The 26,611-nt window shown below is 66.7% G+C and carries 25 protein-coding genes; 14 read left to right on the top strand and 11 right to left on the bottom strand.

The annotated features are described in order from the left end of the window. Positions 1–112: 112 nt before the first annotated feature. Positions 113–1,069, bottom strand: coding sequence for a lipoyl synthase (gene lipA / locus DQ229_RS11415; RefSeq protein ID WP_114966405.1), 957 nt, complete (start codon positions 1,067–1,069; stop codon positions 113–115). Positions 1,070–1,266: 197 nt separating this feature from the next. Between lipA and DQ229_RS11410 the strand changes: the two genes are divergently transcribed. Continuing rightward, a complete protein-coding gene (locus tag DQ229_RS11410) occupies positions 1,267–1,494 on the top strand; it encodes a hypothetical protein (protein ID WP_114966404.1) in 228 nt (75 codons plus the stop codon). A 25-nt stretch (positions 1,495–1,519) separates the two neighbouring features. On the opposite strand, the gene aroB is transcribed toward DQ229_RS11410, so the two are convergent. Next, positions 1,520–2,638 (bottom strand): 3-dehydroquinate synthase, encoded by a 1,119-nt coding sequence (gene aroB, locus DQ229_RS11405; protein WP_114966403.1) that lies wholly within the window; start codon positions 2,636–2,638, stop codon positions 1,520–1,522. A 1-nt stretch (position 2,639) separates the two neighbouring features. Next, on the bottom strand, positions 2,640–3,278 hold the full coding sequence (locus DQ229_RS11400) for a shikimate kinase (RefSeq protein WP_114966402.1): 639 nt from the start codon (positions 3,276–3,278) through the stop codon (positions 2,640–2,642). A gap of 29 nt (positions 3,279–3,307) precedes the next feature. On the opposite strand from DQ229_RS11400, the gene DQ229_RS16925 reads away from it, so the two are divergent. The 5 genes from DQ229_RS16925 to DQ229_RS11385 all read left to right on the top strand — a co-directional run bounded on the left by DQ229_RS16925 (position 3,308) and on the right by DQ229_RS11385 (position 8,415). Further along, positions 3,308–3,442 carry a hypothetical protein gene (locus DQ229_RS16925; protein WP_274378843.1) on the top strand — a complete coding sequence of 45 codons (135 nt, stop codon included), beginning with the start codon at positions 3,308–3,310 and terminating at the stop codon, positions 3,440–3,442. A 25-nt stretch (positions 3,443–3,467) separates the two neighbouring features. Next, positions 3,468–5,015, top strand: a complete 1,548-nt coding sequence (locus tag DQ229_RS16825) for a hypothetical protein (RefSeq protein ID WP_238381047.1) — start codon at positions 3,468–3,470, stop codon at positions 5,013–5,015. Positions 5,016–5,019: 4 nt separating this feature from the next. Beyond that, positions 5,020–6,012 (top strand): site-specific tyrosine recombinase XerD, encoded by a 993-nt coding sequence (locus DQ229_RS11395; RefSeq protein WP_238381046.1) that lies wholly within the window; start codon positions 5,020–5,022, stop codon positions 6,010–6,012. A 116-nt stretch (positions 6,013–6,128) separates the two neighbouring features. Next, complete coding sequence (locus DQ229_RS11390) at positions 6,129–7,436, top strand: HlyC/CorC family transporter (protein ID WP_114966400.1); 1,308 nt, start codon at positions 6,129–6,131, stop codon at positions 7,434–7,436. A gap of 379 nt (positions 7,437–7,815) precedes the next feature. Continuing rightward, positions 7,816–8,415 (top strand): invasion associated locus B family protein, encoded by a 600-nt coding sequence (locus DQ229_RS11385; RefSeq protein ID WP_114966399.1) that lies wholly within the window; start codon positions 7,816–7,818, stop codon positions 8,413–8,415. A 238-nt stretch (positions 8,416–8,653) separates the two neighbouring features. Here DQ229_RS11385 and idi read toward each other — a convergent pair whose 3' ends face one another. From idi to dksA, 8 genes are all read right to left on the bottom strand, one after another. After that, on the bottom strand, positions 8,654–9,175 hold the full coding sequence (idi, locus tag DQ229_RS11380; protein ID WP_114966409.1) for an isopentenyl-diphosphate Delta-isomerase: 522 nt from the start codon (positions 9,173–9,175) through the stop codon (positions 8,654–8,656). A gap of 68 nt (positions 9,176–9,243) precedes the next feature. Further along, a complete protein-coding gene (locus DQ229_RS11375; RefSeq protein ID WP_114966398.1) occupies positions 9,244–10,020 on the bottom strand; it encodes a squalene/phytoene synthase family protein in 777 nt (258 codons plus the stop codon). Further along, positions 10,017–10,742: a class I SAM-dependent methyltransferase gene (locus DQ229_RS11370; protein WP_114966397.1), complete on the bottom strand. Its 726-nt coding sequence runs from the start codon at positions 10,740–10,742 to the stop codon at positions 10,017–10,019. Before DQ229_RS11370 ends, DQ229_RS11375 begins: the two co-directional genes overlap by 4 nt. Continuing rightward, positions 10,739–12,358: a citramalate synthase gene (cimA, locus tag DQ229_RS11365; RefSeq protein ID WP_114966396.1), complete on the bottom strand. Its 1,620-nt coding sequence runs from the start codon at positions 12,356–12,358 to the stop codon at positions 10,739–10,741. The genes DQ229_RS11370 and cimA overlap by 4 nt, the downstream gene beginning before the upstream one ends. A 234-nt stretch (positions 12,359–12,592) precedes the next feature. Further along, the gene (gene cysS / locus DQ229_RS11360; protein WP_114966395.1) at positions 12,593–14,008 is read right to left on the bottom strand and encodes a cysteine--tRNA ligase; all 1,416 of its coding nucleotides are present in this window, start codon (positions 14,006–14,008) and stop codon (positions 12,593–12,595) included. 160 nt (positions 14,009–14,168) lie between these two features. Continuing rightward, positions 14,169–17,051: a CFI-box-CTERM domain-containing protein gene (locus DQ229_RS16820; RefSeq protein ID WP_114966394.1), complete on the bottom strand. Its 2,883-nt coding sequence runs from the start codon at positions 17,049–17,051 to the stop codon at positions 14,169–14,171. A 276-nt stretch (positions 17,052–17,327) separates the two neighbouring features. Then, positions 17,328–18,524 carry an FAD-dependent monooxygenase gene (locus tag DQ229_RS11350; protein WP_238381045.1) on the bottom strand — a complete coding sequence of 399 codons (1,197 nt, stop codon included), beginning with the start codon at positions 18,522–18,524 and terminating at the stop codon, positions 17,328–17,330. A gap of 120 nt (positions 18,525–18,644) precedes the next feature. Then, positions 18,645–19,067: an RNA polymerase-binding protein DksA gene (gene dksA / locus DQ229_RS11345; RefSeq protein WP_114966407.1), complete on the bottom strand. Its 423-nt coding sequence runs from the start codon at positions 19,065–19,067 to the stop codon at positions 18,645–18,647. A 382-nt stretch (positions 19,068–19,449) separates the two neighbouring features. Here dksA and DQ229_RS11340 point away from each other — a divergent pair, with 382 nt between their 5' ends. The 8 genes from DQ229_RS11340 (at position 19,450) to DQ229_RS11310 (ending at position 26,608) form a co-directional block, all read left to right on the top strand. Then, positions 19,450–19,911, top strand: coding sequence for a GNAT family N-acetyltransferase (locus DQ229_RS11340; RefSeq protein ID WP_114966393.1), 462 nt, complete (start codon positions 19,450–19,452; stop codon positions 19,909–19,911). Between the two features lie 6 nt (positions 19,912–19,917). After that, complete coding sequence (locus tag DQ229_RS11335) at positions 19,918–21,306, top strand: DUF2927 domain-containing protein (protein ID WP_420796865.1); 1,389 nt, start codon at positions 19,918–19,920, stop codon at positions 21,304–21,306. Between the two features lie 5 nt (positions 21,307–21,311). Continuing rightward, positions 21,312–21,476, top strand: coding sequence for a hypothetical protein (locus DQ229_RS16635; protein WP_202909561.1), 165 nt, complete (start codon positions 21,312–21,314; stop codon positions 21,474–21,476). An 81-nt stretch (positions 21,477–21,557) separates the two neighbouring features. After that, entirely contained in the window at positions 21,558–22,253 is a 696-nt protein-coding gene (locus DQ229_RS11330; RefSeq protein WP_114966391.1) for a M48 family metallopeptidase, read from the top strand. Positions 22,254–22,694: 441 nt separating this feature from the next. After that, the gene (locus DQ229_RS11325; protein ID WP_114966390.1) at positions 22,695–23,411 is read left to right on the top strand and encodes a GntR family transcriptional regulator; all 717 of its coding nucleotides are present in this window, start codon (positions 22,695–22,697) and stop codon (positions 23,409–23,411) included. Positions 23,412–23,493: 82 nt separating this feature from the next. Then, positions 23,494–24,891 (top strand): vanillate/3-O-methylgallate O-demethylase, encoded by a 1,398-nt coding sequence (gene ligM / locus DQ229_RS11320; RefSeq protein WP_114966389.1) that lies wholly within the window; start codon positions 23,494–23,496, stop codon positions 24,889–24,891. 149 nt (positions 24,892–25,040) lie between these two features. Beyond that, positions 25,041–26,078 carry a TRAP transporter substrate-binding protein gene (locus DQ229_RS11315; RefSeq protein WP_238381043.1) on the top strand — a complete coding sequence of 346 codons (1,038 nt, stop codon included), beginning with the start codon at positions 25,041–25,043 and terminating at the stop codon, positions 26,076–26,078. After that, on the top strand, positions 26,078–26,608 hold the full coding sequence (locus DQ229_RS11310) for a TRAP transporter small permease (RefSeq protein WP_114966387.1): 531 nt from the start codon (positions 26,078–26,080) through the stop codon (positions 26,606–26,608). Before DQ229_RS11315 ends, DQ229_RS11310 begins: the two co-directional genes overlap by 1 nt. The last annotated feature ends 3 nt before the right edge of the window (positions 26,609–26,611 follow it).

The raw sequence follows: 26,611 nt of genomic DNA, 5'->3' as shown, positions 1-26,611 counted from the left end.
CACCCGCATCCGCATAGCTCAGCCCGACGCCACGCTCCGTCATTCGAAATCCCCCGATCCTGCAAATCCAGAACATGGCCGCCCGGCATCGCGCGCGGCGCGGGCGGGCCGCTCAGCCCTGCCCCAGCCGCGCGAGTCGCGCGGCGCGCAGGCGGGCAAAATCGTCGCCCGCGTGATAGCTCGACCGCGTGAGCGGTGTCGCCGAAACCATCAGGAACCCCTTGCCCCAGGCCGATTTTTCATAGGCGGCAAATTCCTCGGGCGTGACAAAACGGTCAACCCGGTGATGTTTCGACGTGGGCTGCAGATACTGGCCGATGGTGATGAAATCGACATTGGCTGATCGCATGTCATCCATCACCTGCAGCACCGATTGCCGATCCTCGCCCAGGCCCACCATGATGCCCGATTTGGTGAACATCGACGGGTCCAGTTCCTTGACCCGCTGCAACAGGCGCAGGCTGTGGAAATAGCGCGCGCCGGGCCGCACCTCGGGGTAGAGGCCGGGCACGGTTTCCAGGTTGTGGTTGAACACGTCGGGCCGCGCGGCGACCACGTTTTCCACCGCTTCGGGCGGGCAGCGCAGGAAGTCGGGCGTCAGGATCTCGATGGTGGTGTCGGGGCTGCGATGGCGCACCGCGCGGATGGTCTGCGCGAAATGCTCGGCGCCGCCGTCTTCCAGATCGTCGCGGTCCACGCTGGTGATGACCACATGTTTCAGCCCCAGCTTGTCGACCGCATGCGCCACGCGCCCCGGCTCGAACGCATCGAGCGCGTCGGGCCGCCCGGTGGCGACGTTGCAGAAGGTGCAGCCACGGGTGCAGACTTCGCCCATGATCATCATGGTGGCGTGACCCTGGCTCCAGCATTCGCCAACATTGGGGCAGCCGGCCTCTTCGCAGACGGTGGTCAGCTTGTGCTCGCGCATGATGTCGCGGGTGCGCATGTATTCGCGCGAGCCCGGCGCCTTGACGCGGATCCAGGCCGGCTTGCGCGGCTGCGCGTTATCGGGGCGATGGGCCTTTTCGGGGTGGCGCAGTTCGGGAACGGATATGTCGCGCGGGGCCATGATGCCTCTCTCAGATCGGTCTGCCCTTACATAACCTTGCTTCCGTGCAATGTCCAAGCCGGGCGGGCAGGATCGCGCGCTTTTCCTTCAACGCCACAAAAATTCCATGTTTGTGGCGGGTTATCGGTGCATTCTGTTGGCAGACTGGCACGATACAGGGCTCTCGCAGCCCAGCCATGCATGACTGGAATGCCCGAATGCAGCATGTGACCAGGCATTTTCTCGACGACGACAGTGGCGCGGTCACCGTCGATTGGGTCGTGCTGACGGCGGCAATCGTCGGCATGGCCATTGCCGTGGTAACGGCGATCTCGCCCAGCCTGAGCCAGCTGGGCCAGCGCATCGCCGACACCGAGGTCACGATCGACCGGATTCTTGACGGCGGGAGCGCCCCGGGCAGCGAAGAAGACGAAGAAACGCCCTGAGGGCCCGCCAAAGCGGCGTGCCAATTCAGCCGCGCGCCGACAGCGCCTCGTCCAGCAGCGCCTTCACGGCCTCTTGCGGCACGTCCTCGGCGACGAAGCTTTCCCCGATCCCGCGCGCCAGAACGAAGCGGATGCGCCCGGCGCGCACCTTCTTGTCCTGCGCCATCAGCGCCAGCAGCCCTTGCGCCTCGGGCAAGGGGCCGGGGATGTCGGACAGGCGCGACTTCATCCCCATTGCCTGCAGATGCGCCCCGATGCGCCCCGGCAACTCCTGCGCACAAAGCCCCAGCCGCGCGCTGAGATCAAACGCAAGCCCGCAGCCGATGGCCACCGCCTCGCCATGCAGGAGACGGTCGCCATAGCCGGTTGCCGCCTCGAGCGCATGGGCGAAGGTATGACCCAGGTTGAGCAGCGCGCGCTCGCCCTGTTCGGTTTCGTCGCGGGTGACGATCCCGGCCTTCATCTCGACCGAACGGCGCACCGCGTATTGCCGCAGCCCTGCATCCCCCGCCGCCAGGGCCGGGCCGTTCAGCTCGAGCCATTCGAAGAACGCGGCATCGCCCAGCAGGCCGTATTTCACCACCTCGCCATAGCCGGCCAGGAAATCACGCGGCGCAAGGGTGGAAAGCAGGTCGATATCGGCCAGCACCAGCGCCGGCTGATGGAACGCGCCCACCAGGTTCTTGCCCTGCGCGGTGTTGATGCCTGTCTTGCCGCCAACCGAACTGTCCACCTGCGCCAGCAAGGTCGTGGGAATCTGCACGAAGCGCACGCCACGGCGCAGGATCGCCGCCGCGAACCCGGCCAGATCGCCGATCACGCCGCCGCCCAGTGCGATCACCAGATCGTCGCGTTCGGTGCGCTGTTCGAGCAGCCATTCGGTGGCGCGCGCCAGTTGCGTCCAGCCCTTGGTGCCCTCGCCCGCCGGCAGCGCCAGCGCGGCAGTCTCGATCCCGGCGGCCGCAAGCCCGGCCTCAAGCCCCGGCAGGTGGTGGCGCGCGACGGTCTCGTCGGTCAGGACCGCAACCTTGCGGCGCGACAGCAAGGGCGCGACCTCGGCCCCGGCCGAGGCCAGCAGCCCTGCCCCGATGCGCACGTCATAGGCGCGGTCGCCGAGCGGAACATGCACGGTTTCTATCTGCATCTCAGCCTCGTCTTTCCAGAACGTCGGGGCGGCTTTCCAGCGCTGCGATCACCCGCGATGCGGTGGTCTCGATCGAATGGCCCGGCATCGCCTCGACGGTGATGTCGGCCAGGGCGTAGACGGGGCCACGCTCTTCGATCAGGCGACGCAGGGCGCCGCGCGGATCCGGCGTGTTGAGCAGCGGCCGCGTGCCGCGGTGACGCACCCGCTCCCACAGCAGCTCGAGGTCCGCCTTTAGCCATACCGAGACGCCGCGCGCGGAGATCATCTCGCGATTGGCCGTCTGCATGAAGGCACCGCCCCCTGTCGAAAGCACCGCGGGCCGCCCTGCCAGCAGCCGCGTAAGCACCTGGCTTTCCTTGCGGCGGAAGAACGCCTCGCCATCGCGGGCGAAGATTTCCGCCACCGTCATGTTGGCGGCCTTTTCGATCTCGTCATCCGAATCCATGAAGGGAACGCCCAGTATACGGGCCATCTGACCGCCCACCGCAGTCTTGCCCGCGCCCATCATGCCGATCAGCACGACTGTCTTTTTCAGCGGTCCGTTCACGATCCGGCGATCCGCCCCTGTTGCTGCGCGGCGCGAATGGCGTACACTGCCGCGAAATGCGATATAAGATCGAACGCCAATAGCGCGCATAACACCCAAGAGGCAACGGGGCATTCGAAATGGGACGTCTTTTCCGGGGTATATTCTACCTTCTGGTGATCGCGGGCATCGGCCTTGCCGGCTATGCCTATCTGGGTGATCTCGAACCCGAGCGCAGCGAAACCCGGCTGCCTGTCACTCTGGATGCGCGCTGAACGCCGCCCCCCGTCCCGCCGCTGCGTGGCACTGGCGCTGGCGCAGACACTGGCTCTGGGCCTGCCGCTGCTGACACCGGGCGCGGGCCATGCCGAAGCGCCGCTTTCGGCTATCGACTGGCTGTCAGAATCGATCATGGCGCCGCCATCGGATGCCGTCAGCGAACAGGAGGTCCTGCCGCCCCCGGTGCCCGGAGCAGGCGAAATCACCGTGGAGCCGATCGACGCGCCCTCGGTCGAGGCGGTCGGGCTGGTTTCCGCCGAACAGGCCGGGCTGCCGCGCGATTTCTGGGCGGGCAGCACGACTGAGACGCTGACCGGGGCCATCGCCGCCCTGCCCGGCGATGCGTTGCCGGCGCTGCGCGATCTGTCCTTCACCATCCTGCTGACCGAGTTCGACCCGCCCGACGATACCGACGGTCAGCAGCAGCTTTTCCTTGCCCGTGTGGACCGGCTGCTGGATTTTGGCGGGGTCGAACAGGCGCTGGCGCTGATCGAGAATCACGGGGCCGACAATCCCGATCTGTTCCGCCGCTGGTTCGATGCCGGGCTGTTGCTGGGCCGCGAAGAGGCCGCCTGCGACGCGCTGCTGCGCCGCACCGGGCTGGAACCCAGCTATCCGGCGCGGATCTTCTGTTTTGCCCGCGCCGGGCACTGGAGCACTGCGGCCCTGACCCTGCGCAGCGCGCGGGCGCTGGAGTTCATTACCGAGGCCGAGGAAGAGTTGCTCGCGCGGTTTCTCGACCCCGAGCTGTTCGACCATGACGCGCCGCTGCCCGAGTTCACGCTGCCCAGCCCGCTGGTCTGGCGGCTGCTCGAGGCACTGGGCGACGCCCCGCCAACGCGGCTGTTGCCGCCGGCCTTTTCCCACGCGGAACTGCGCAGCAATGCCGCCTGGCGCAACCAGATCGAAGCGGCCGAACGGCTGACCCGCGCCGGCGCCTTGCCGCCAAACCGGCTGCTTGGGCTCTACACCGCGCGCCGGCCGGCAGCCTCGGGCGGGGTGTGGGACCGCGCCGAGGCGGTGCAACAACTCGACCGCGCGATCCAGGCCCAAGATGGCGGGGCGGCAAGCCGCGCCTTGCCGCAAGCCTGGGCACGGCTGGCCGAAATCGAACTTGAAGCCACGCTGGCCCGGCTGTTTGCCGAGGATGCGCTGCGCCTGGCCCTGGGCGAAGAGGCCCGCGCACTGGCCTTTCGCATGGGCCTGCTGACCCCGGCTTACGCGGATCTCGCCGCCGCGCACGACCCCGCCACCCCCGGCGAGGCGATGCTGAAGGCCCTTGCTCTTGGGGGCGAGATCCCCGCCAGCGGCCAGAACCAGCCGGCGGGCATGACCGATGCCCTGCGCGACGGGCTGACCGGGCAGGCCCCCGACGGCCCTGCCGCGCGCCTGCTGGAACGGGGCGAGACCGGCGCCGCCGTGCTGACCGCGATCAGCCGGTTGCACGATGGCGCGGCGGGCGATCTGCGCGGGGTGGCCGAGGGGCTGGCCGTGCTGGTGCGCGCAGGGCTTGAAGATCACGCCCGCCGCGCGGCGTTGCAGCTTGTGCTGCTCGATCGCAGGGGCTGAGAGGGTGGCGCGGCTCGATCAGGACGCCGGGCGCTGGATCTCGACCTTTCTAGAGGCCCAGGCCGCCGAACGCGACGCCGCGCGCAACACGCGCCTGGCCTATGGCCGCGACCTGCGCGCCTTTGCCGAATGGCTGGCCGGGCGCGGCAATGCACTGGCGCGGGCCGGGCGCGACGATGTTGAGGCCTATCTCATGGCCTGCGATGCCGAGGGGCTTTCCGCCAGCACCCGTGCGCGGCGGCTTTCGGCGATTCGCCAGCTTTACCGCTTCGCCCATGAAGAAGGCTGGCGCGACGACAACCCTGCGCTTCAGATCCAGGGGCCGGCCCGCAAGCCCCGCCTGCCCCACAGCCTGAGCGAGGCGGAAGTCGAGCGCCTGCTCGATGCCGCCCGCACGCAGGGCCGCAGCGAACTGGAACGCGCCCGCAACGCCTGCCTGATGGAGTTGCTCTACGCGACAGGCATGCGGGTGTCGGAACTGGTCGGCCTGCCAGTGGCTGCGGCGCGCGGCGACCCAAGGATGCTGCTGGTGCGCGGCAAGGGCGGGCGCGAGCGGATGGTGCCGCTTTCCGGGCCTGCGCGCGCGGCACTGGGCGCCTGGCTGGCCCTGCGCGATGCCGAGGATGACGCCGCCCGCAGCCGCGGGGCCGCGCCGTCGCGCTTTCTGTTTCCCTCGCGCGGGAAGCTGGGGCATCTGACCCGCAACCGCTTTCACGGGCTGATAAAGGAATTCGCGCTGGCCGCCGGGCTCGACCCCGCACAGGTGACACCCCACCGGCTGCGCCATGCCTTTGCCACGCATCTGCTTTCGGGCGGGGCCGACCTTCGGGTGATCCAGACGCTGCTGGGTCATGCCGACATTTCCAGCACCGAGATTTATACCCATGTCCTGGAGGAGCGGCTGCGCGAGCTAGTGCTGGAACATCACCCGCTGGCACAGGTTGAGCACCCCGGGCAGGACAACACAAGCGAAGGCGGCGACGATAACACTGCCTGAGCCGCGCCGCGCCTGACGCCACCGCCACAGCACGGCAGCAAAACGCGGGCAAGCGCGCCAAATGGTTGATCCGCGTCGCCCGCGCGCCCATAACGGGGGCGTTACAGATTTGCCGGATGGACACCTCACCCCCCATGCTCGACACCGCTTTATGGCTGACTGTCGGCGCGATACTCGCGCTTCTGGTGCTTTCGGCATTCTTTTCGGGCAGTGAAACCGCGCTCACCGCCTCGTCGCGCGGCAAGCTTCGGGCGCAGGCCGACAAGGGCGGGCACGGTGCAAAGACCGCGCTGCGGCTGACCGAGGACAGCGAACGGCTGATCGGCGCGATTTTGCTGGGCAATAACCTGGTCAACATCCTGGCCGCCTCGCTGGCCACGGCGCTGTTCACGCGGCTGCTGGGGGATTCCGGCGTGGCGCTGGCCACATTGGTGATGACGCTCCTGGTGCTGATCTTTGCCGAGGTGCTGCCAAAGACCTATGCAATCACTGCACCCGAGGCTGCCGCCGCGCGGGTGGCATGGCCGATTTCGCTGGTGGTGCGCGTGTTCTGGCCGGTCGTGGGCACGGTGCAGGTGCTGGTGCGAGGAATTCTCTGGCTATTCGGGGTGCGCACCGACCCCGACCGCCACATCCTTTCGGTTCGCGAGGAAATCGCCGGCACCATCGCGCTTGGCCATCACGAAGGCGCGGTGGAAAAGGAGGATCGCGACCGCATCCTTGGCGCGCTTGATCTGGGCGACCGCACGGTCGAGGAAGTCATGCGCCACCGCAGCCAGATCGAGATGATCGACGCAAGCGCCGCGCCCGAAGAGATCGTGGCGCAGGTGGTCAATTCATCGCACACGCGGCTGCCGGTCTTTCGCGACAACCCCGAAAACATCGTCGGCGTGGTCCATTTCCGCGACCTGCTGCGCGAGGCAGACCGTCTGATCCGCGCGGGCGGCGGCAATTATGACGCGATTTCCGGGCTGGACGTGATGCGAATCGCCCGCGCGCCCTATTTCGTGCCCGACACCACCCCACTTGACGAGCAGATGCGCCAGTTCCTGCACCAGCGCCGACATTTCGCGCTGGTCGTCGATGAATACGGCGCCCTGCACGGGCTGATCACCCTGGAAGACATCCTCGAAGAGATCGTGGGCGAGATCGAGGACGAGTTCGACGTCACCCAGGAAAGCCCGGTGCGCGCGCTCGACGATGGCAGCTTTCTGGTCGAAGGCTCCACCACCATCCGCGACCTCAACCGCGAAACCGACTGGGACCTGCCCGACGACGAGGCCAATACCATCGCCGGGCTGGTCATACACGAGGCACAGACCATCCCGTCAGAGGGGCAGGTCTTCACCTTTCATGGCTTCCGCTTCGAGATCACCGGCCGCGAGGACAACCGGATCACCGAACTCAGGATTCGCCGGGCCTGACCGCGCGCGCCGCTGCGAACCCTCGGTTAACCTCTTTCGCGCAGTCTCGGGGCGGTCAGCCGGGCCTTGGTCGGCCTGGTTGGTTTCCTCCCTGTCAGACTGGGCCGCGCCGCAAAGCGCGGCCTTTTTTGACCGCACACATTGATGTGAGAATCCCTGTTGACGGATCGCGATGCAATTCGTAACGTCCCCTCAATCACGAAGTCGGCCCGTCCGACAGGGAGCATTCACATAAAAAGGGCCGGTTTTTCGCGGCCCTTTTTTTCATGGCCTGCACAGCCGGATCGGACCGCCGATCACGGAAATCCACCTGACAGCCCGCTTGTGGCATGATAAATGCCGCAAAGAACATAAAACGTCATACAGGATCAGGACAGCAATGCTCAGAACCTCCAGACATCTTGCCGTGGTGGCAGCAACCCTTGTGGCAACCGGCGCATGGGCGCAGGAGATTACCGAAGCACCGGGTGAAGACCTTGCCACCGATGGCCTTTCGCTGGGCGAGGAAGTCGGCGAAGGCTTCGGCGACAGCTATCTTGCCGAAACCTTCAATGACTGGGAAATGCAGTGCGTGCGGATGCCCGACGGGTCCGACCCCTGCCAGCTTGTTCAGCTTCTCCAGGATCAGGAGGGCAATTCGGTCGCCGAGATCAGCATCTTCGGCCTGCCCCCGGGCGGCGAGGCGGCAGCCGGCGCCACGGTCATCACGCCGCTTGAAACCCTGCTGACCGAGCAGATCACCATGCGCATCGATGGCGGCACGGCCAAACGCTATCCGTTCACATGGTGCGCGGCCATCGGCTGCGTGGCGCGCGTGGGCTTCACCGCGGCCGAGGTGGAAAGCTTCAAGCGCGGCGCCGAGGCGATCATGACGATCGTGCCGGCCGCGGCCCCCGATCAGCGGGTCGAACTGACGATTTCGCTGATGGGCTTCACCGCCGGGCTCGATGCCGTGAACGCCGCCAACCAGGCAGAGTAAGGCGAGGCGCCCCCTTGCCGGGTGCTTGGCCGAAGGCGCGCCGTCCCGGCAAGGGGCGGCGTTCTTCATTGCGCACCGCGCCCGCGCGTTCACACAGCGCGTCGCGTTCAATCGGTTTCACCCCGCCCGCGGTGCTAGGGCGAGTTGCCGTCTGCCGGATTCAGTCACGACGCTCGGCGTTTGCACGACGGGGCGCGACCGCCCGAGGGGGGCACGGATGCGCCCGGCTTGAATTGCTTCAACCCCCGAAGATCAGATCGCGGTGCTGCGCCATGTAAAGCCGCAACCAGGGTGTGAAGCGCGCCGGGGCCTGCGCGATGCGCGCGGCCAGATCGTCGGGCGACAGCCAGTCGGTCTCCATCACCTCGACGGGGTTCGGAACGGGGCGAACCTCGGGACCGGCCTCGGCCATGAACATATCGACCAACTCGTGCTCGATCATGCCGCCGCCCACATCGGCGCGATACTCCACCTGCCCGCGATGCAGCAGCCGCAGCCCGTAAAGGCCAAGCTCCTCGCCCAGCCGTCTTGCCGCACAGGGTTCCGCCGCCTCGCCCCAATGGGGATGCGTGCAGCAGCTGTTGGCCCAGAGACCCGGCGTGTGGTATTTGCCCGCCGCGCGGCGCTGCAGGAGCAGTCTGCCATCGCCCGACATCACAAAAACCGACACCGCCTTGTGCCGCAGCCCCCGCAGATGCGCGTCAAGCTTGCCAACAGGCACGAGCTGGCCGTCGATCCAGGCGGGGATGGCTTCGTTCAGGGGGCTGTGGCTGTCTGTCATGGCTCTGGCTATCTGGGGCACGTTGATCGGCGGGCAAGGACACGCGGCTACCACAATCCGCTCAGCCCGCGCAGCAGCAGGCTGCCCCGGCGGCGGAACTCGGACTGTACCAGCGCCCCTTGCCCGACGCGTTCGGGCCGGCGGGCCGCCATGCTCAGCAGCGCGCCGCTGCGCCAGCCGGCCAGAAGCGCCGGCAGCGCACGGCGCGGCAGCTGCGCGCGCCGTGCCCGTGCGCGGGACAGATGCGCAAGCCCCTGCCGCGCCAGCGCGCGCACCCCTTCCGGGCGGCCATCGACCAGAGGCACCCGGCCGCGCGCCTCAAGCGTGGGCACAGCCACCAGCCAGCCGGCCACCCCCGCCGCCAGCCCGGCATCGCGCACCACCGGCTCGGCCTGCGCGGGCGCCCCCAGGGCTTGCGCCGCCAGCCACATCAGGTTGCTCGATGTCGCCTGGAGATGCGCCAGCAGTGCGGCCTCGTCCGCAAACGGCGCGCGCCCGATATCCCAGCGCCGCGCCTCGATCATCTCGCGCAAGGGTTCAAGCGGCAGCGCCGCCGCATGCACGAGTTCGGACAGCGGCACCGCCACCTCATGCGCGGGCGGCGCGGCCCCCGTCGCAACCGCGTCCAGAGCATCGCGCCAGAACTGCAGCCGCATCTCGGCGATCATCGGCTCATCGGAGGCCCAGGGCGCGCGCGCGATCTCGAGGTTGAAGGCGTATAGCGGCCAGAGCAGGGCGCGGTCGCCCTCGGGCGCGGCCATGGTGGCGAGGTGGCGGTCAGGGTCGCCCGCCTCGACAAGCGCGGCGCAGGCGGCAAGGGTCATGCCGGTTCCGTCACACAGAGCAGGTATCCGAAGCTGTCACCATGCGCCCGCCAGATGGCAATCTCGCGCCGGTGGGCGGCGATGACTTCGGCCAAGCCGGGGATGTCATCGTCAGGCCCTTCGGCCTCCAGCTCATCCATCCGCTCCTCGAGCGGGCCATAATAGGCCTCCCAGGCCGACGCGGGCAGGTATCGACAATCGAGCAGCCGATACCCGGCGGCGGCAATCTCGTCGCGCAGGCCGGCCTCGTCGGTCATGTCGGGGTATTCCGCGGCCCAGAAGGCGCGCGTGGGCTCAGGCGGCGTCGCGTTGCGCCAGACCAGTTCGGAAAACACCACCTTGCCGCCAGGTGCCAGGGCGTCGCGCCAGCCCTCCAGCGCCTGCCGCACCCCTTCGAAATATATCGTGCCGGCCGACCAGATCAGGTCGAACGGCCCCTCGACCGCCATCATGTCGCCGGCGCGGGCGGTCACGCGCGGATCATCCTCGAACCCGGCCGAAGCGCGCTCGGCAAAGCCCGGATGCAGATCGAGCGCCAGCACCTTCCCCCGCGGCGCATGTTCGAGCAGCCCGCGGATATCCGCCCCCGGCCCGCAACCGGCATCGAGAATGCGTGCCGCCTGCGGCACCCGCGCCACGCCCATCGCCCAGTCGAGGCTTTCGCGGTCGCCCGGCCCCTCGCGCGGCAGATCGTCATGCAGAGTAAAGAAAGCTTCGTTCATACTGGCTGCGCCCCGTCGCGAATAAGCTTCCAGGTGATCGCGTCGAGCAACGCCTCGAAGCTCGCATCCACGATATTGGGTGAAACCCCCACGGTTGACCAGCGGTGCCCGGCGCTGTCTTCGCTGTCGATGATCACGCGGGTCATGGCCTCGGTGCCGCCCTGGGTGATGCGCACCTTGAAATCGACCAGCTTCAGGTCGTCGATGATGTCCTGATACGGGCCCAGATCCTTGCCCAGCGCGCGCGCCAGCGCGTTGACCGGGCCGCGGTCATTGCCCGAGGCATCCATCGATTCCGAGACCGAAAGCATCTTGGCATCGCCGATCTTGACGACCACCACCGCCTCGGACAGCGTCACCACCTGGTTGCGCTTGTTGCGCCGGCGCTCGACGGTGACGCGGTAGCGCTTGACCTCGAAGAAATCGGGGATCAGCCCCAGCACGCGCCGCGCCACCAGCTCGAAACTGGCCTGCGCGCCGTCATAGGCATAGCCCATATCCTCGCGCGCCTTCACCTCGTCAAGGATGCGCGCCAGGCGCGGGTCGCCCGGCTCCACCTCGATACCGGCATCGGCAAGGCGCGCGCGCAGGTTCGACTGCCCGGCCTGGTTCGACATCGGAATGATGCGCGCATTGCCCACCACGGCGGGATCGACATGCTCGTAGGTGGCGGGGTCCTTCAGGATCGCGCTGGCGTGCAGCCCGGCCTTGTGAGCAAAGGCCGAGGCCCCGACATAGGGCGCCGAGCGCAGCGGCACCCGGTTGAGGATATCGTCGAGCTTGCGCGAGATGCGCGTCAGCCCTGCCAGCGCGTCGGGTGTGACGCCCGTCTCGAACCGGCTGGCATAGGGCTCTTTCAGCAGCAGCGTCGGGATCAGCGTGACAAGGTTGGCATTGCCGCAGCGTTCGCCCAGCCCGTTCAACGTGCCCTGCACCTGCCGCGCGCCCGCCTCCACCGCCGCCAGGCTGCCCGCCACCGCGTTGCCGGTATCGTCATGGCAATGGATGCCCAACCGGTCGCCGGGGATGCCCTCGGCGATCACCTCGGAAGTGATGGCGCCGATCTCGTCAGGCAAGGTGCCGCCATTGGTGTCGCACAGCACGATCCAGCGCGCGCCGGCCTCGTATGCCGCGCGCAGGCAGTCCAGCGCATAGGCGCGATTGGCCTTCCAGCCGTCGAAGAAATGCTCGGCGTCAAACAGCGCCTCGCGCCCCTGCCCCACCAGATGCGCGAGTGAGGCTGCGATGTTCTCGAGGTTTTCCTCCAGCGTCAGCCCCAGCGCGGTGGTGACGTGGAAATCATGCGTCTTGCCCACCAGGCACACCGCCGGCGTGCCGGCGTTCAGCACCGCCGCCAGCACATCGTCATTGGCCGCCGACCGCCCGGCGCGTTTGGTCATCCCGAACGCCGTAAAGGTGGCGCGGGTTTGCGGCGCTGCGGCAAAGAAATCGCTGTCGGTCGGGTTGGCGCCGGGCCAGCCTCCCTCGATGTAATCGAGCCCCAGCGCATCGAGCATCACGGCGATCGCGCGCTTGTTGTCGAGCGAGAACTGCACGCCCTGCGTCTGCTGCCCGTCGCGCAGCGTGGTGTCGTAGAGATAAAGGCGTTCAGCCATGGCGCGCCCCCCGTTCCTGGGCGCCTGCGATCCCGTTCGCCCCCGACCCGCCCCGTCGCGCCGAAGCTGCGCGCCTCTGGCGCGACACGGGGGCGAAAGCACTTGAACTTGCAATTCCCTGCGGGATGCCTGCATCCCGCTTCGCCCCCGACCCGCCCCCCAGGGCGGGGGCGAAAACGCCCCCACCCTCGGGCCGGGGGCTGCGCTGTGGTTGGGATACAAACCGTCGAGGCATCAATTGAGAGACTCCAGCTTGGACGGGTCGAAATCGCGCTTAACTGTGTAAGTTGTTGAGCCATCCGGGGCATCTTGAAGTGTTATGCCTGCGGCCATCAACACGTTTCTAATCCTATCGGCTTCCGAGAACCGTCGCTCGCGCTTTGCCACAGATCGTGTTTGAAGTGCCGCCTCTATCGTGTCTCGAAACGGTGCATAGCTCTGAAGATGTTTCGAGGCGGCAATGGAGCCTGCATCTGCACTCAACTCGAATCCCATCAGTTGCAGCCCACGCTTAAGACTACCGAACTCTTCATTCTTAAACAGACCCCGAAGAGCGGTTATCGCGGCGTGAGTGTTCAGATCGTCCGTCAACGCGGAAACAACCTGCTCGGGGGTGTGCTCAGCGGCCTCAACATCAGTCGTTTCCAGTGACCAAAGCCAAAGCTCATCTTCCGCAGCCTTGGCCTTCTCCTCCGTCCAGTCCATCGGCTTGCGGTAATGCGTGCTTAGCATGACAAACCGGATCACCTCGCCCGGCCAGCCCTGGTCCAGCAAATCCCGCACCGTGAAAAAATTCCCCAGCGATTTCGACATCTTCTTGCCGTCCACCTGCACCATCTCGTTATGCAGCCAGACGCGGGCGAAATCGCCTTCGGGGTGGGCGCAGCAGCTTTGCGCGATCTCGTTTTCATGGTGGGGAAACTGCAAATCGATGCCACCACCGTGGATGTCGAAACTCTCGCCCAGCAACTCGTGGCTCATCGCCGAGCACTCGATATGCCAGCCCGGCCGCCCACGCCCCCAGGGGCTTTCCCAGCCCGGTTCATCCGCGCTGGAGGGTTTCCATAGCACGAAATCCATCGGATCGCGCTTGTAGGGCGCCACCTCGACCCGGGCGCCCGCGATCATGTCATCGACCGACCGCCCTGAAAGCCGCCCGTACTCCGGATAGGCACGCACATCGAACAGCACATGGCCCCCAGCCGCATAGGCGCAGCCCTTCGCCACCAGCCCCTCGATCATCGCAATCATCTGCCCGATATACTCGGTCGCGCGCGGCTCGTGGCTGGGCCGCAGCGCCCCCAGCGCGTCCATGTCGGCGTGATACCAGGCAATCGTCTCGTCGGTCAGCGCCCGCACAATGTCATTCAGGTCGCGCCCATCGCCGCCGGCCTGCATCTCGCGGGCGCGGGCATTGATCTTGTCATCGACATCGGTGAAATTGCGCACATAGGTCACATGGCCCTCGCCGTAGACATGGCGCAACAGCCGGAACAGCACGTCAAATACCACCACCGGCCGCGCATTGCCCAGATGCGCCCGGTCATAGACCGTTGGGCCACAGACATACATCCGCACATTCTGCGCGTCGAGCGGCGCGAAGACCTCCTTGCGGCGGCTGCGGGTGTTGTGGAGTCTGATCTCGGTCATGCCTGGCATCCGTGGCTGTCGCGCGCCGAACTAGCAGCTTCCTTCACGCTTGAAAACCGCCCTGCGCGCAACGCCACTCTGCCGGGTGCTGCGCAAGCCCTTTCTTCTTGGCCCAAATATCCATTTCCACGGCGGCAAGGGGCGCCGCGGCGCGGAGTTTTCAGCGCCCCCGCAGCCCGTGCGCGTGCCCGAGCAGCCGCACAACCCCGCCCAGCAGCGCGCGCATCAGGGCGCGAGCACGCGAGCATGGCGCGAGCGCGCGCGCCAGCCGAGGGCCGACCCGGTAGTAAACCCGGATGAACGCCCGCCCTGCGGCGTATTCGGCCAGCACCAGATCGCGCCAGCAGCGCAGGAAGGCCACATCCGGATGCGCCCGCCCGCCATAGGCGCAGGTGGCGACAAAACAGCCGCCGCCCCCGCCGCCGCCGTCGAAGTCTTCTTCCTCGTCTTCCTCGGGCTCCGGCGGCGCATCGAAGGTGGAGAACCAGGCCCAGTTCTCCGGGTCCAGTTCGGCCTCGTCCATCCGCGACAGCAGCGCGCCCTGATCGTCCTGATCCATGCGCGAAAGCCAGGCCGCGCCATCCTCATCGGTGAGCTTGTCGAGAAACTTTTCCAGCACATAGGGGCTTAGGTCCAGAACATCGGACGGCAGCGCCTCCTCGAACCGCATGAGCTGCTGGCCCAGCAGTTCCGCCGGCAGCCGGGCAAAATAATGGTCAACCGACTCCTCGGGCAGCGAATTCAGAAACACGTCGAAGATCGAGGTCGTGGTGAATGTCAGAATCGCCGGGTTTATCAGTTCCGCCAGCGCGACAAGGGTTTCCTCGTCCTGCTCGTCGAGAAACGCCTGCAGCCCCTCCTCGGAATGCGAATTGAGCATCCGCGCCAGTTCCAGCTTGATCTCGCGCAGCGATTCATAATCCTCGGGCGGCTCCGGGTCGGGCGCGATGGAGCCGTCGGGCGGCTCGGCCAGAAACACATCGAGCAGCGCATCGAGCGGCGACTCCTCCATATGGTCGGCCAGCGCGGCCTCCAGATCGTCGAAATGTGCCGCCGCGCCCAGCAGTTCGGTGGTCCCTTCGTCATGCAGGATGATGATATCATCGCCGTCGATGGTGGCGCGCTCCATCACCTCCTTGCTGCTTTCGTAATGGCGCAGGAAGCTCAGGCTCTGTCCCTCGTCGGGGCGAAAATCGGTGATCGTCACGTCGCCTTCGACTGAAACCGCGAAATGGTTGGTCCCCTCCCCGCCGGTCAGGATGTTCGCGCCGCCCCCGTCAGCGATCAGCGTGTCGTTGCCGGGGCCGCCGTGCATTTCGTTGTTGCCCTCGCCCGAGAACAGCAGGTCATCGCCCTCGCCGCCGTCGATCGTGTCGTTGCCCGCGCCGCCGATGATGATGTCATTGCCGGCCATCCCCATCAGCAGGTTGTCGCCGTAATGCCCCTCGATCAGGTCGTCGCCCGCGGCGCCGATCAGCGTGTCGTCATAGCTGGCGGCGGGGTCCACGACCTGGTCATGGCCATAGAGGTGCACCCCGATGTCATCGGCGATGGTGAACTCGAACCGCACGATCTCATAGGCGTCGAGTTCGATCGTGAACCCCTCGCCATCGCCCATCGCGTCTTCCATGTAGGAGGTCAGGTAGGGCCGCGCGAAGGGTTCGGTCGGGTCGCCCTCGTCGCGGGTGGTCGCGGGGTCGTCGAGCACGCCGAGCTTCTGCGCCCAGACATGGCTGTATTCGGGGATCAGCCCTTCATGATCCAGCGTGACGGTCATCGGGGTGTCGGTGCGCGACGACAGGAAGATCACCGCCCGCTCGTCGCTGCCGAAAGCGTGCATCACCAGCTGGTCGCGATTGTCCGGTTCACGGTCTTCCGGCGGGGTCAGCAGATCGCTGCGCAGCGCGTCGGGGGTGTCGGTATCCAGCACCCGCAGCCCCTGCAGCGACGGGTTCATCATGCGGAACAGCTCGCCCGCCGGGGTCAGCCGGTAATCCCCGCCCGAAACCTCATCATGGCCTCTATCCAGCTCGGAAAGCCGGTTCTTGAGGTTCTGATACTGCACCCCCCAGATCGAGGCGTGATCGACATCGCGCAAGAGCATGGTGCGCGTGACCTCGAGCATGGTCGAGGCCTGCATCAGCCCCGCGTCGCTGTCCTGCTCGAGCGAGGTGTTCCACTCGGACACGTAATATTCGAGATCGCCGAAACCTTCGGCATTCTGCCAGTCATCCAGCCGGTCGAACTGCCCGCGCGAATTGGCGACATGCTGGTAATAGCGCGGGTAGAAATGCGTCACGACAACGTCTACCGCCGCGCGCGCCTCGGGGCCCAGCTCGGCCAGGATCGCCTGGTTGTCCTCGGGCCGCCAGCCCTGGCTGACCTGGGCGGCGATCTTGGGTTCGGTCCAGGCGTCGGGGTCGTCAAGCTCGGCGCGATACAGGTCAAAGACCGTCTGCAGCCCGACCGAGAGGTCATCGACAATGCGGCCGTATTCGGTGGCAGACATACGCTCGTCGCGATACCAGAATTCGTTGCCGATGACGAACATGTCGATTTCGATGTCGCCATAGTCGCCGCGGATCATGTCATCGACCCGGTCGATCAACCGGTAGAGGCCGAACGGCTCGGGGGTGCGGTAGCCATCGTCACCGACCGTATCGGAAAGGTAGTTTTCCGTCGGCAGGACGAAATTGAACGGCACGTCCTTGGTGTTGGCGTATTCAAAGGCTGCAGGCGCGGTGACGATACGCGCCTCGTCATCTTCGATGCCGCCAGTATCCGAGTCGCCGAGCAGCCCGCTGGGGCGATAGATGTCGAACAACCGCTCGGCGGCGGGGCCGCCGGGGCTGAACGCCTCTTCGGTAAAAGTGCCGCCGGGAAAACGGATGGCGCCAAAGCTCAACAGATCGAAGATGCGGTCAAACGGCCCGCCGTAATCCAGGTAATCGCGCGTGAAAACGACATTGGTGCCGAAATGGTCCGACGTAACGGTCGTGCCGGCATAATTCACCGGGCCAAGCGTAATCGTGTATTCGCCCATATGTCCCACCTCGCGCTGTGCCCGAGAGGTCGCGGCTGTCTGAAACGCCTCAAAGGTTTATTTTCAACGCCAGTCAGAAATCACCAAGCGTCAAATATCTTGTACGCCTCCGCCCGATCAGGATCACATGCCCCAGGTCCGAACGAAACGCCCTCCTACAATGACGCTGCATAATATTTACATTAAATCAATCATTTCACGCACACCACACGCTTCCGTGATTGTGCGCTTTCTGGACGTTCACTCTTGGGTTGTCTCGCAACGTCACCCTGCGATTCACCGGGTTGTCGGCGCGGCAGTCACGTCATGGGTGTAAAGCCAATTGAACCGGCGCAGGGGCGCGCGGGGCGCAAGCCGCCCGCCCAACCGCAAGGCCGCATGGGCCAGCAGCCGCGGCAGCCCGCTCAGATGATAGGCCCGCGCGTTACGGTTGGCCGCGGCCACGATCCGCCTGGTGCGCGGGGCGCGCAGCGCCTGATACGCCGCCAGCGCGCTGTCCATGTCGGGCGCCTCGGCAAGGGCCGCGGCCAGCACCCAGGCATCTTCCAGCGCCATGTTCGCCCCCTGCGCCAGGAACGGCAGCGTGGGGTGCGCGGCATCGCCCAGAATCGCGCAATGCGCCCCGTGCCAGCGATCGGCCACCGGGTGGCGGAACAGCCCCCACAGCCAGACCTCATCGGCCTGGGCGAGCCAGTCCTGCACCGGCCCGCCGAACCCGGCGAAGGCATGGCGCATCACAAGGGGATTGTCGCGCTGGTTCCAGCCTTCATCGGCCCAGGCGCTGCGCTCTTCCACCGCGACGATGTTGCGCTGCCGTCCGCCGCGCAGCGGATAGCTGACCAGATGCCGCCCCGGCCCCATGAAGACCTCGGCCACCGGCGGCGCGCCCGCCTCGGCGGGAATGACCGCGCGCCAGGCCACCTGCCCGGTAAAGAACGGCTCGGCCGAGGGGTTGAGCGCGCGGCGTAGCCGCGAATGCAACCCATCCGCGCCGATGGCCAGCGGCGTTTCCACGGTCCGACCGCCCTCGAAATGCAGCGTCACGCCATCGGCGTGATGATCGAAATCAGTGCAGCGCCGGCCCAGCCGCATCTCGACCCCCGCATCGCGCGCGGCCCGTTCCAGCACCCCGATCAGATCGGCCCGGTGCAGGAAGTAATACCCGCGCGGATGCCCCGCATGCAGCAGGTCGAGCCGCAGCACCCCCGCCCCCGAGCGCCCGTCGCGCAATTGCACCGCCTCGGCGCGCGTCCCGGCCGCGGCCAGATCCGGGCCCAGCCCCAGCGCGTCGAGCACGGCAACCCCGTTGGGGCTGATCTGCAAACCGGCGCCGACCTCCGTGATTTCCGACGCCTGCTCGAACAATTGCACCGCGGCGCCGCGCCGGGCCAGCGCGGTGGCCACGGCCAGCCCGGCCACCCCGCCGCCCAGCACCGCAACGGGCTGGTCAGAAAACATGCGGCCCAGATCCATCAGCGCCTCCCGCGAACCACCGAAACCGGCACAAAAAAAGCACCGGGCGCAGGATGCGCCGGTGCCGAGCGTACTGCAACCCTGCCGACGCCGGGTGCCTTACCCGCGCCGGTCTTGCGGTCAGTCGTCGCGATGCACCTTTTCGCGGCGCTCGTGACGCTCCTGCGCCTCAAGCGTCATGGTGGCGATCGGCCGCGCGTCGAGCCGCTTGAGCGAGATCGGCTCGCCCGTCACCTCGCAATAGCCGTATTCGCCTGTCTCGATCCGGCGCAGCGCGGCGTCGATCTTTGAAACCAGCTTGCGCTGACGGTCGCGGGTGCGCAATTCCAGCGCGCGATCGGTCTCTTCGCTTGCGCGGTCGGCGACATCGGGCATGTTGCGGCTGCTTTCCTGAAGGCCCTCCAGCGTTTCGCGGCTGCCATCCAGGATCGCGGCCTTCCAGTTGACCAGCTTGCGCCGGAAATACTCCAGCTGCCTGCTGTTCATGAACGGCTCATCCTCCGCCGGGCGGTAATCCTCGGGAAGAAAGACCTCTGGCTTCATCTGCGATCCCCTTTGCTTGCCGGCATCGACCGGCACGCGCGCCTCGGGCATCTCCAGCCCGGTCCTGCTTTCGGTTGCGCCTGCTCTGGTCGTCATCCGGCCTCCTTGCGCCGTTCCTCTATCCCAAGGGTCGGGTATTGTCACTAGGCTTTGGCCGGGAACGGCACCTTTTCCGCATGTGTTCACCAGCAAGGGGATTACCCCTCAGAGTCAATGAATTGACTTCTAAAGCCGCCCACGGCCCGGCGCATATCTGCACCCAGAAATATCCACGAAGGGGCGGAAAGCGCGGCATGACCGGGCGCGGCGGATCACTGCCATGATACCTTGCGACAGAAACTCGGGGGCTGACTTTGCCGGCGCCGCTGCTAGGATTGGCTTCATGACACCCAGCACCTCCCCTTCGACGGAAATCCGCCCCCTCGTCCTAGCTGATGAGGGCGCCTGGCGTGAACTCTGGACCGATTACCTGGCATTTTACGACACCACGGTGCCCGAATCGGTCTACCGCGACACCTTCAACCGGCTTTGCAGCGCGGCAGAGCCGGACCTGGGCGGGTTTCTCGCCTGTCGCGATGGCCGGCCGGTGGGGCTGGTGCATTACCTGTTTCACGCCCATTTCTGGAAACCCGAGGGCGTTTGCTACCTGCAGGATCTTTTCGTGACGCCCGGCGCAAGGGGCCAGGGCATCGCCGGCGCCCTGATCGAGGCCGTCTATGACGCCGCCGATGCCGCCGGGCGGCCCTCGGTTTACTGGACGACGCAGGAGTTCAACCACCGCGCGCGGCGGCTTTATGACCGGGTGGGCATCTGTACACCGTTCATCAAGTATACAAGACCCTGAACGATGATCCGAGCGCCTGCCCTCCTGATCGGATTGATCGCATTGGCTGCCTGCGCCATGCCGCCCGCCCCGGCGGATCTGCCGCAGCGGTTGGCGCCCGCGGCCGCGGCATTGCCACCGATGAGCCGTTTCGAGGCGCCCGCGCTGCGCCCGCCGCAGCGCTCGAACGCCGAGATCGCGCATGATTTCATCGAACTGGCCTTCTGGCTGGAAAGCGGGCGCGAGATACCACGCCTGTCGCGGTTCGAGGGGCCGATCACCCTGCGCATGACCGGCCAGGTGCCCGAGGGTGCGACCGAGGAACTCGCGCGGCTTCTGGGCAGGCTGCGCCGCGAGGCGGGGCTTGAGGTCCTGCCCGCCCGCGCGGACGAGCGCGCCGGCATCACCGTCGAATTCCGTTCGCGCGCGGAGATGCAGGCGACGGTGCCCCAGGCTGCCTGCTTTGTCGTGCCGCGGGTTTCAAGCTGGGAGGAATTCCGCCGCCACCGCCGCAGCGAGCGACTGGACTGGACCACGCTGGAGCAACGCGAACAGGTCGCCGTCTTCCTGCCCCATGACGTGCCGCGCCAGGAGATGCGCGATTGCCTGCAGGAAGAGGTGGCCCAGGCCATGGGCCCCCTGAATGATCTGTTCCGCCTGCATGAATCGGTGTTCAACGACGACAATTTCCAGACCGTGCTGACCGGCTTCGACATGCTGATCCTGCGCGCCTATAACGCGCCGGAACTGCGCAGCGGCATGACCCGCCAAGAGGTTGCCGCGCGCCTGCCCGCGATTCTGGCCCGGCTGAACCCGGCGGGCGAGCGGATCGCGCCGCGCCCCCTGCCCCCGCGAAGCCCGCGCGCCTGGATCGAGGCGACGGAGGCCGCACTCGCCCCTGGCATCAGCCGCTCCGCCCGGCGCCAGGCCGCCGACCGTGCGCTTTCCATCGCCCGCGCGGAAGGCTGGCGCGACGCGCGGCTGGCCTTTTCGCTTTATTTGCTGGGGCGCCTGACGCGCAGCAGCGAAGGCGACCTGGCGCTGGCGGCCTTCGCCGAGGCCGGGTTGATCTATGCCCGCCTGCCCGGCGGCGAGGTCCACGCCGCCCATGTCGACATGCAAATGGCGGCCTTTGCCCTTTCCATGGGCCGCCATGACGACGTGCTGCGCCTGGTGCGCCGCGCTCAGCCCGCGGCCCGCGCCAGCGAGAACGCGGCATTGCTGGCCTCGTTGCAGATGGTGCAGGCCGAGGCGCTGGACCGGCTGGGCCGCCCCGACGAGGCACGGGTGGTGCGGCTCGACAGTCTGGGCTGGGCACGCTATGGCTTCGGCCCGGATGAACGGGTGCGCGCGCGGCTTGCCGAGATTGCCGCGCTCGCCCCCGAAGCGCCGCGCGCAGCGGCAGCAGGAGGCTGAGGCAGATGATCGTTATGGCCGGGCTGATCGGCGGCGCGCTCTGGGGCGCGATCCATGCGAAACGGCGCGGGGGCAACCGCATGGACATGGCACAATATGCCGCTGTTTACGGCATCATCTTCGGGCTTCTGGGCCTCGCGGCCACCATCGCGATGGAACGGCTGCTGTAAAACCGGCGCGCTGCGCCCATCGCGCCCATAACCGTGTGATCGGCCATTGCCCGGCGCGGCCTTCCCGCCCATATTCCGGCCATGCTCAGATTCCTTCCCATCCTGCTGCTTCTGGCCTACAGCTACGCGGTCTATCGCTTTTCCGTCTGGCGGACCGCGCGCGAACTTGATGCGCGCTCGACCGAGCTGGCCGATCCGAAGCTGCGGCAAATCACCGGCCGCATGGCGCGCGCGCTCGGGGTGGAGCGCATCCCCGTGCATGTCTACGAGATCGAGCCGGTGAACGGGCTGGCCGCCCCGGACGGGCGGATCTTCCTGACCCGCGGCTTTCTCGACCGCTATCGCAGCGGCGAGGTCAGCGCCGAGGAACTCGCCAGCGTGATCGCCCACGAGCTGGGCCATGTCGCGCTGGGCCACGCGCGGCGGCGGATGATCGATTTCTCGGGGCAGAACGCCATGCGCATGGCGCTTGCGGCCATCCTCAACCGTTTCCTGCCGGTGGTGGGCATGTGGATCGCCAGTTTCATCACCTCGCTGCTGGCCGCCCGGCTGAGCCGCAACGATGAATACGAGGCCGATGCCTATGCCTCGGCGCTGCTGATCAAGGCCGGCATCGGCACCGCGCCGCAGAAATCGCTGTTTCACAAGCTGGAGCAACTGACCGGCGCACGCGGCGGACCGCCCGTCTGGCTGGCCAGCCACCCCCGCACGGATGAGCGCATCCGCGCCATCGAAACCAATGAAGCCCGCTGGGGCGGAGATCTACCCGAAAGCTGAGTACGCGGCCCCGCAATGCCCCGGGCCTGCGCGCCCCTGGCCGCGGGCGGGAGCCTCCGGCGGGGATATTTTTTTCACAGTGAAGGGGCTGTGGAGCGCCGGCCGCAGGGTTGCACCGGGTGGGCGCGTGGAATCCGTTTGACAGGCTCATGTATACATTTATGCTTTTCCCTCGGAGTGGGGGAATAGCAGCATGATTGTTTCAAGGATCAGTGCGGAGGCTTGGAAAGGGCAGGCAGACGCGCCGACCTGCGCATATTTTGCCCTTTTTTCAGAAGTGATTACAGCACACTCCCTGTGGCTTGACGATACCGGGCCTACGGCGGGGAGCGCCCGGCGTTCGGGGCTTGCTGCGCGGGGGTTGTGCATGCCGTCTCGCGATTTCGTGTATACATCAGGGCGGCTGGTTTCGCCCTGCCCCCGACCGAAGGGGGCGTGCTGATGGAGACCGGGCGCAGCACCCGCGCGGTGATGGCACTGCGCGACCGCATCCTTGCCGGTGCCCTGCCGCCGGGCGAGCGGTTGTTCGAGGTGGCGCTGGCCGAGGAGTTGGGCATATCGCGCACGCCGGTGCGCAGCGCGCTGGCCGCGCTGGAGCAGGAGGGATTGCTGGAGCGCCAGCATGGCGGCGGCTACGCGGTGCGCTGTTTCAGCTTTCAGGATGTGGCCGATGCGATCGAATTGCGCGGTGTGCTGGAAGGCACGGCGGCGCGGCTGGCGGCCGAGCGCGGCGTGACCTCGCGAGATCTCGACGCGATGCGCCGGCTGCTTGCCGCGCTTGACCGGGCGGTCGATCCGGAGAGTTACGATTTCGCCAGCTATCAGTCGCTCAACGCGGAGTTTCATGAAGCATTGGCGGCGCTGCCGGGCAGCCAGATACTGCGCGCCGAGATCAGCCGCGCGGGGCGGCTGCCCTTTGCCTCGGCCTCGGCCTTTCTGCAAAGCCAGCAGGCCGTGCCGGCCTTTCACCGCTCGCTGATCGCGGCACAGGCCCAGCACCACTCCATTGTCGAGGCCATCGCGGCGCGCGAGGGCGCGCGGGCCGAGGCCGTGGCGCGCGAACACGCAAGGCAGGCGCGCGGCAACCTCAGATACGTCATGTTCAAGGACCGGAGCCTGATCGATCAGGTGCCCGGGCTGTCGCTCGTGGTCGAGTAAGGCGCGACGCCGCAGGGACACAGGGATTTCACATGCGGCTGCCCGTTGCGGGCGCCGCCCAAAGCAAGGGAGAGGAACCCAGATGAGTACACGATCACTGGAGGAATTGCTGAAATCGAGAAACCCCGTCGAGATGCTGCGCAATTCGCAGATCGGGGCCTATGTCTATCCGGTGGTGCCGCCGGAATTCACCAACTGGCGTGACGAGCAGCGCGCCTGGCGCGACAGCGCGGTGCTGTTTGACCAGTCGCACCACATGGCCGAACTGATGGTCGAGGGCCCCGGCGCCTTCGAGTTTCTCAACCATATCGGCTTCAACAGCTTCAAAGGGTTTGCGCCAAACAAGGCCAAGCATTTCATCCCCTGTGCGCCTTCGGGCCACGTGATCGGCGATGTCATCCTGTTCTACATGGCCGAGAACCAGTTCCTGCTGGTCGGGCGCGCGCCCACTGTCAACTGGGTGCAGTTCCAGGCCGAAACCACCGGCGCCGATGTGAAGCTGACGCGCGACGACCGTTCGCCCTCGCGGCCGATGGGCAAGCCGGTGGTGCGGCGGCACTACCGCTTTCAGGTGCAGGGGCCGAATGCCTGGAAGATCCTGGAGAAGGTCAATGGCGGGCCGATCCCCGATGTGCGCTTCTTCAACATGGACGCGATCACCATCAAGGGTACCCGCGTGCGCTGCCTGCGCCATGGCATGGCCGGGGCGCCGGGGCTTGAGCTGTTCGGCCCCTACGAGCAATATGACGAGATCCGCGAGGCCCTTATGGAGGCCGGCGCCGAGTTCGGCATTGTCGCGGTGGGGGCGCGCGCCTATGCCACCAACACGCTGGAATCGGGCTGGATCCCCTCGCCGCTGCCGGCGGTCTATACCGGCGAGGCGACGCGGGCCTATCGCGAATGGCTGGGCGCCGACAGCTACGAGGCCACCGGGTCGATCGGCGGCAGCTTTGTGTCGGACAATATCGAGGATTACTACCTCACGCCCTTCGAGCTGGGCTACGGCCCCTTCATCAAGTACGACCATGACTTCATCGGCCGCGAGGCGCTGGAGGCAATGAAGGATCAGCCCCACCGCCGCAAGGTCACTTTCGAGTGGAACCCCGAAGATGTGATGCGGGTGCATCGCTCGCATCTGGAGGACGATGTACCCTTCAAGGCGATCGACCTGCCGCTGTCCAATTATGCCGCCTCTTCCTATGATTCGGTGATGATGGGCGACCGGGTCGCGGGGCTTTCGATGTTCTCGGGCTACAGTTTCAACGAGCGCTCGATGCTGTCGCTCGGGGTGGTTGACCCCTACGTCAAGGAAGGCGACGTGCTGACCATGATCTGGGGCGAGCCCGATGGCGGCACCGCGAAAACCACGGTCGAGCGGCACCGCCAGACCGAGATCCGTGTCAAGGTCGCGCCGGTGCCCTATGCGCGGGAGGCGCGCGAGGGTTATGTAGGTTCGAGCTGGCGCGCGCGTCAGCGTTGATCGGGCCACGAAAAACCGGCAGGATGCGGCAGGCGAATTGCCGCATCCTGCGCCCCGAACAGCGGTTGCGTAAGCATCGCATGCAATTGTAGAAAAAGAGTCGAATAAACTTGACTCTGACAATCATCGCAATGGGAGGAACAAGAGATATGCGATCTGTCTTGAAACTGAAAATGGGCCTGGCCGCGGCGGCCATGGCCTTCTCGGTGCCCACCGGCGCAAGCGCGCAGGAGCACCACTTCGTGCTGCACCACATGCTCAGCAACATGTCGCCGGCGCACCGGATGATGCTGGTGCCCTGGGCCGAGCGTGTGGCCGAGATGTCGGACGGGCGCATCGAGATCGAGGTGAACCCCTCGATGTCGCTGGGCGGCACCCCGCCCGAGCTGATCAGCCAGGCGCGCGACGGCGTGGTCGACCTGATCTGGACGGTGGCCGGCTACACGCCGGGGCTGCATCCGCGCTCCGAGGTGATCGAGCTGCCCGGCATCTTCCCCGGCGACGCGCGCGCGGCGGGCCTGACGCTTTACGACATGTATGACGATCTCGCCGATGATTTCGCCGGGCTCGAGGTGATGTGGCTGCACACGCATGGCGGCCATGCGATCCAGACGCGCGACCGGCTGGTGCGCAGCCCCGCCGACGTGCAGGGCCTGAACCTGCGCACACCCTCGCGCACCGGTGCCTGGATCATCGAGGCCTGGGGCGGCAACGCCGTGGCCACCTCGGTGCCCGAGCTGCCGCAGGCACTGTCGCGCGGCGAGGTTGATGGCGCGCTGATCCCGTTCGAGATCATCCCGCCGCTGCAGCTGCAGGAGCAGACCCAGTACCAGATCGAGGGCCATGACGGGATGCGCTTCGGCACCATCCTGTTCCATGTCTCGATGAACCAGGCCCGCTGGGACAGCCTGCCCGAAGACATCCAGCAGATCTTCCGCGACGCGACCACCCGCGAATGGTGGGGCGAAGTGGGCGAAATCTGGGAAGCCTCCGAAGAAGGCGGTCTGGGCTATGCCCTTGAGGATGGCAACGATCATGTTGTCCTCTCCGAAGAGGAGACTGCAGCGATGCTTGCCGCGCTGACCCCCGTCGTTGATCGCTGGATCGAGGACATGGACGGCCAGGGCATCGACGGTGCCGCGCTGGTCGAACGCGCGCGCGAACTGGTCGAGCAGAACCGCCAGTGATGCGGCTGCCCACCCTGCAAAGCGGCCGCACCGGGTTTCCCGGTGCGGTCGAGCGTCTTGTGACATTCTGGGCGCTGGCCGGCGGCGTGACGCTGCTGGTCATTGTCGGGGTGAACGTGCTCGAGGTCGTCAGCGCGATCACCCGCCCCGTGACGGGGCGTTTTTCAGGCGGGGTTGAACTGACCTCGCTGCTCGCGGCAGTGGCCGCCTTCTGTTTTCTGCCCTATTGCCAGCTTGTCGATGCCAATGTCTCGGCCGACATCTTCACGGCGAAGGCCTCGCCGCGTGCGGTGGCGGCGTTCAAGGCGGTCGCCGCGGTGGTGGCGACGGGCTTTGCGATCTTGCTGCTGTGGCGCATGTCGGAAGGGATGATGGACCAGCGCCGCTACGGGCTGTCGACCACCATTCTCAACGTGCCGGTCTGGCCGGCCTATGCCGCGGCGCTGGTTTCGCTGGCGCTGCTGGCGCTGGCCTCGCTGGTCAGCCTTTACGAATATGTCGGCCGGGCTGCCGGCAGGAAGGAACCATAACCC

Source organism: Alkalilacustris brevis, from assembly GCF_003350345.1.
GTDB classification, from domain to species: Bacteria; Pseudomonadota; Alphaproteobacteria; order Rhodobacterales; family Rhodobacteraceae; genus Alkalilacustris; species Alkalilacustris brevis.
Note: the sequence above shows the minus strand (reverse complement) of the source record. Positions and strands in the feature narration are given on the sequence as shown.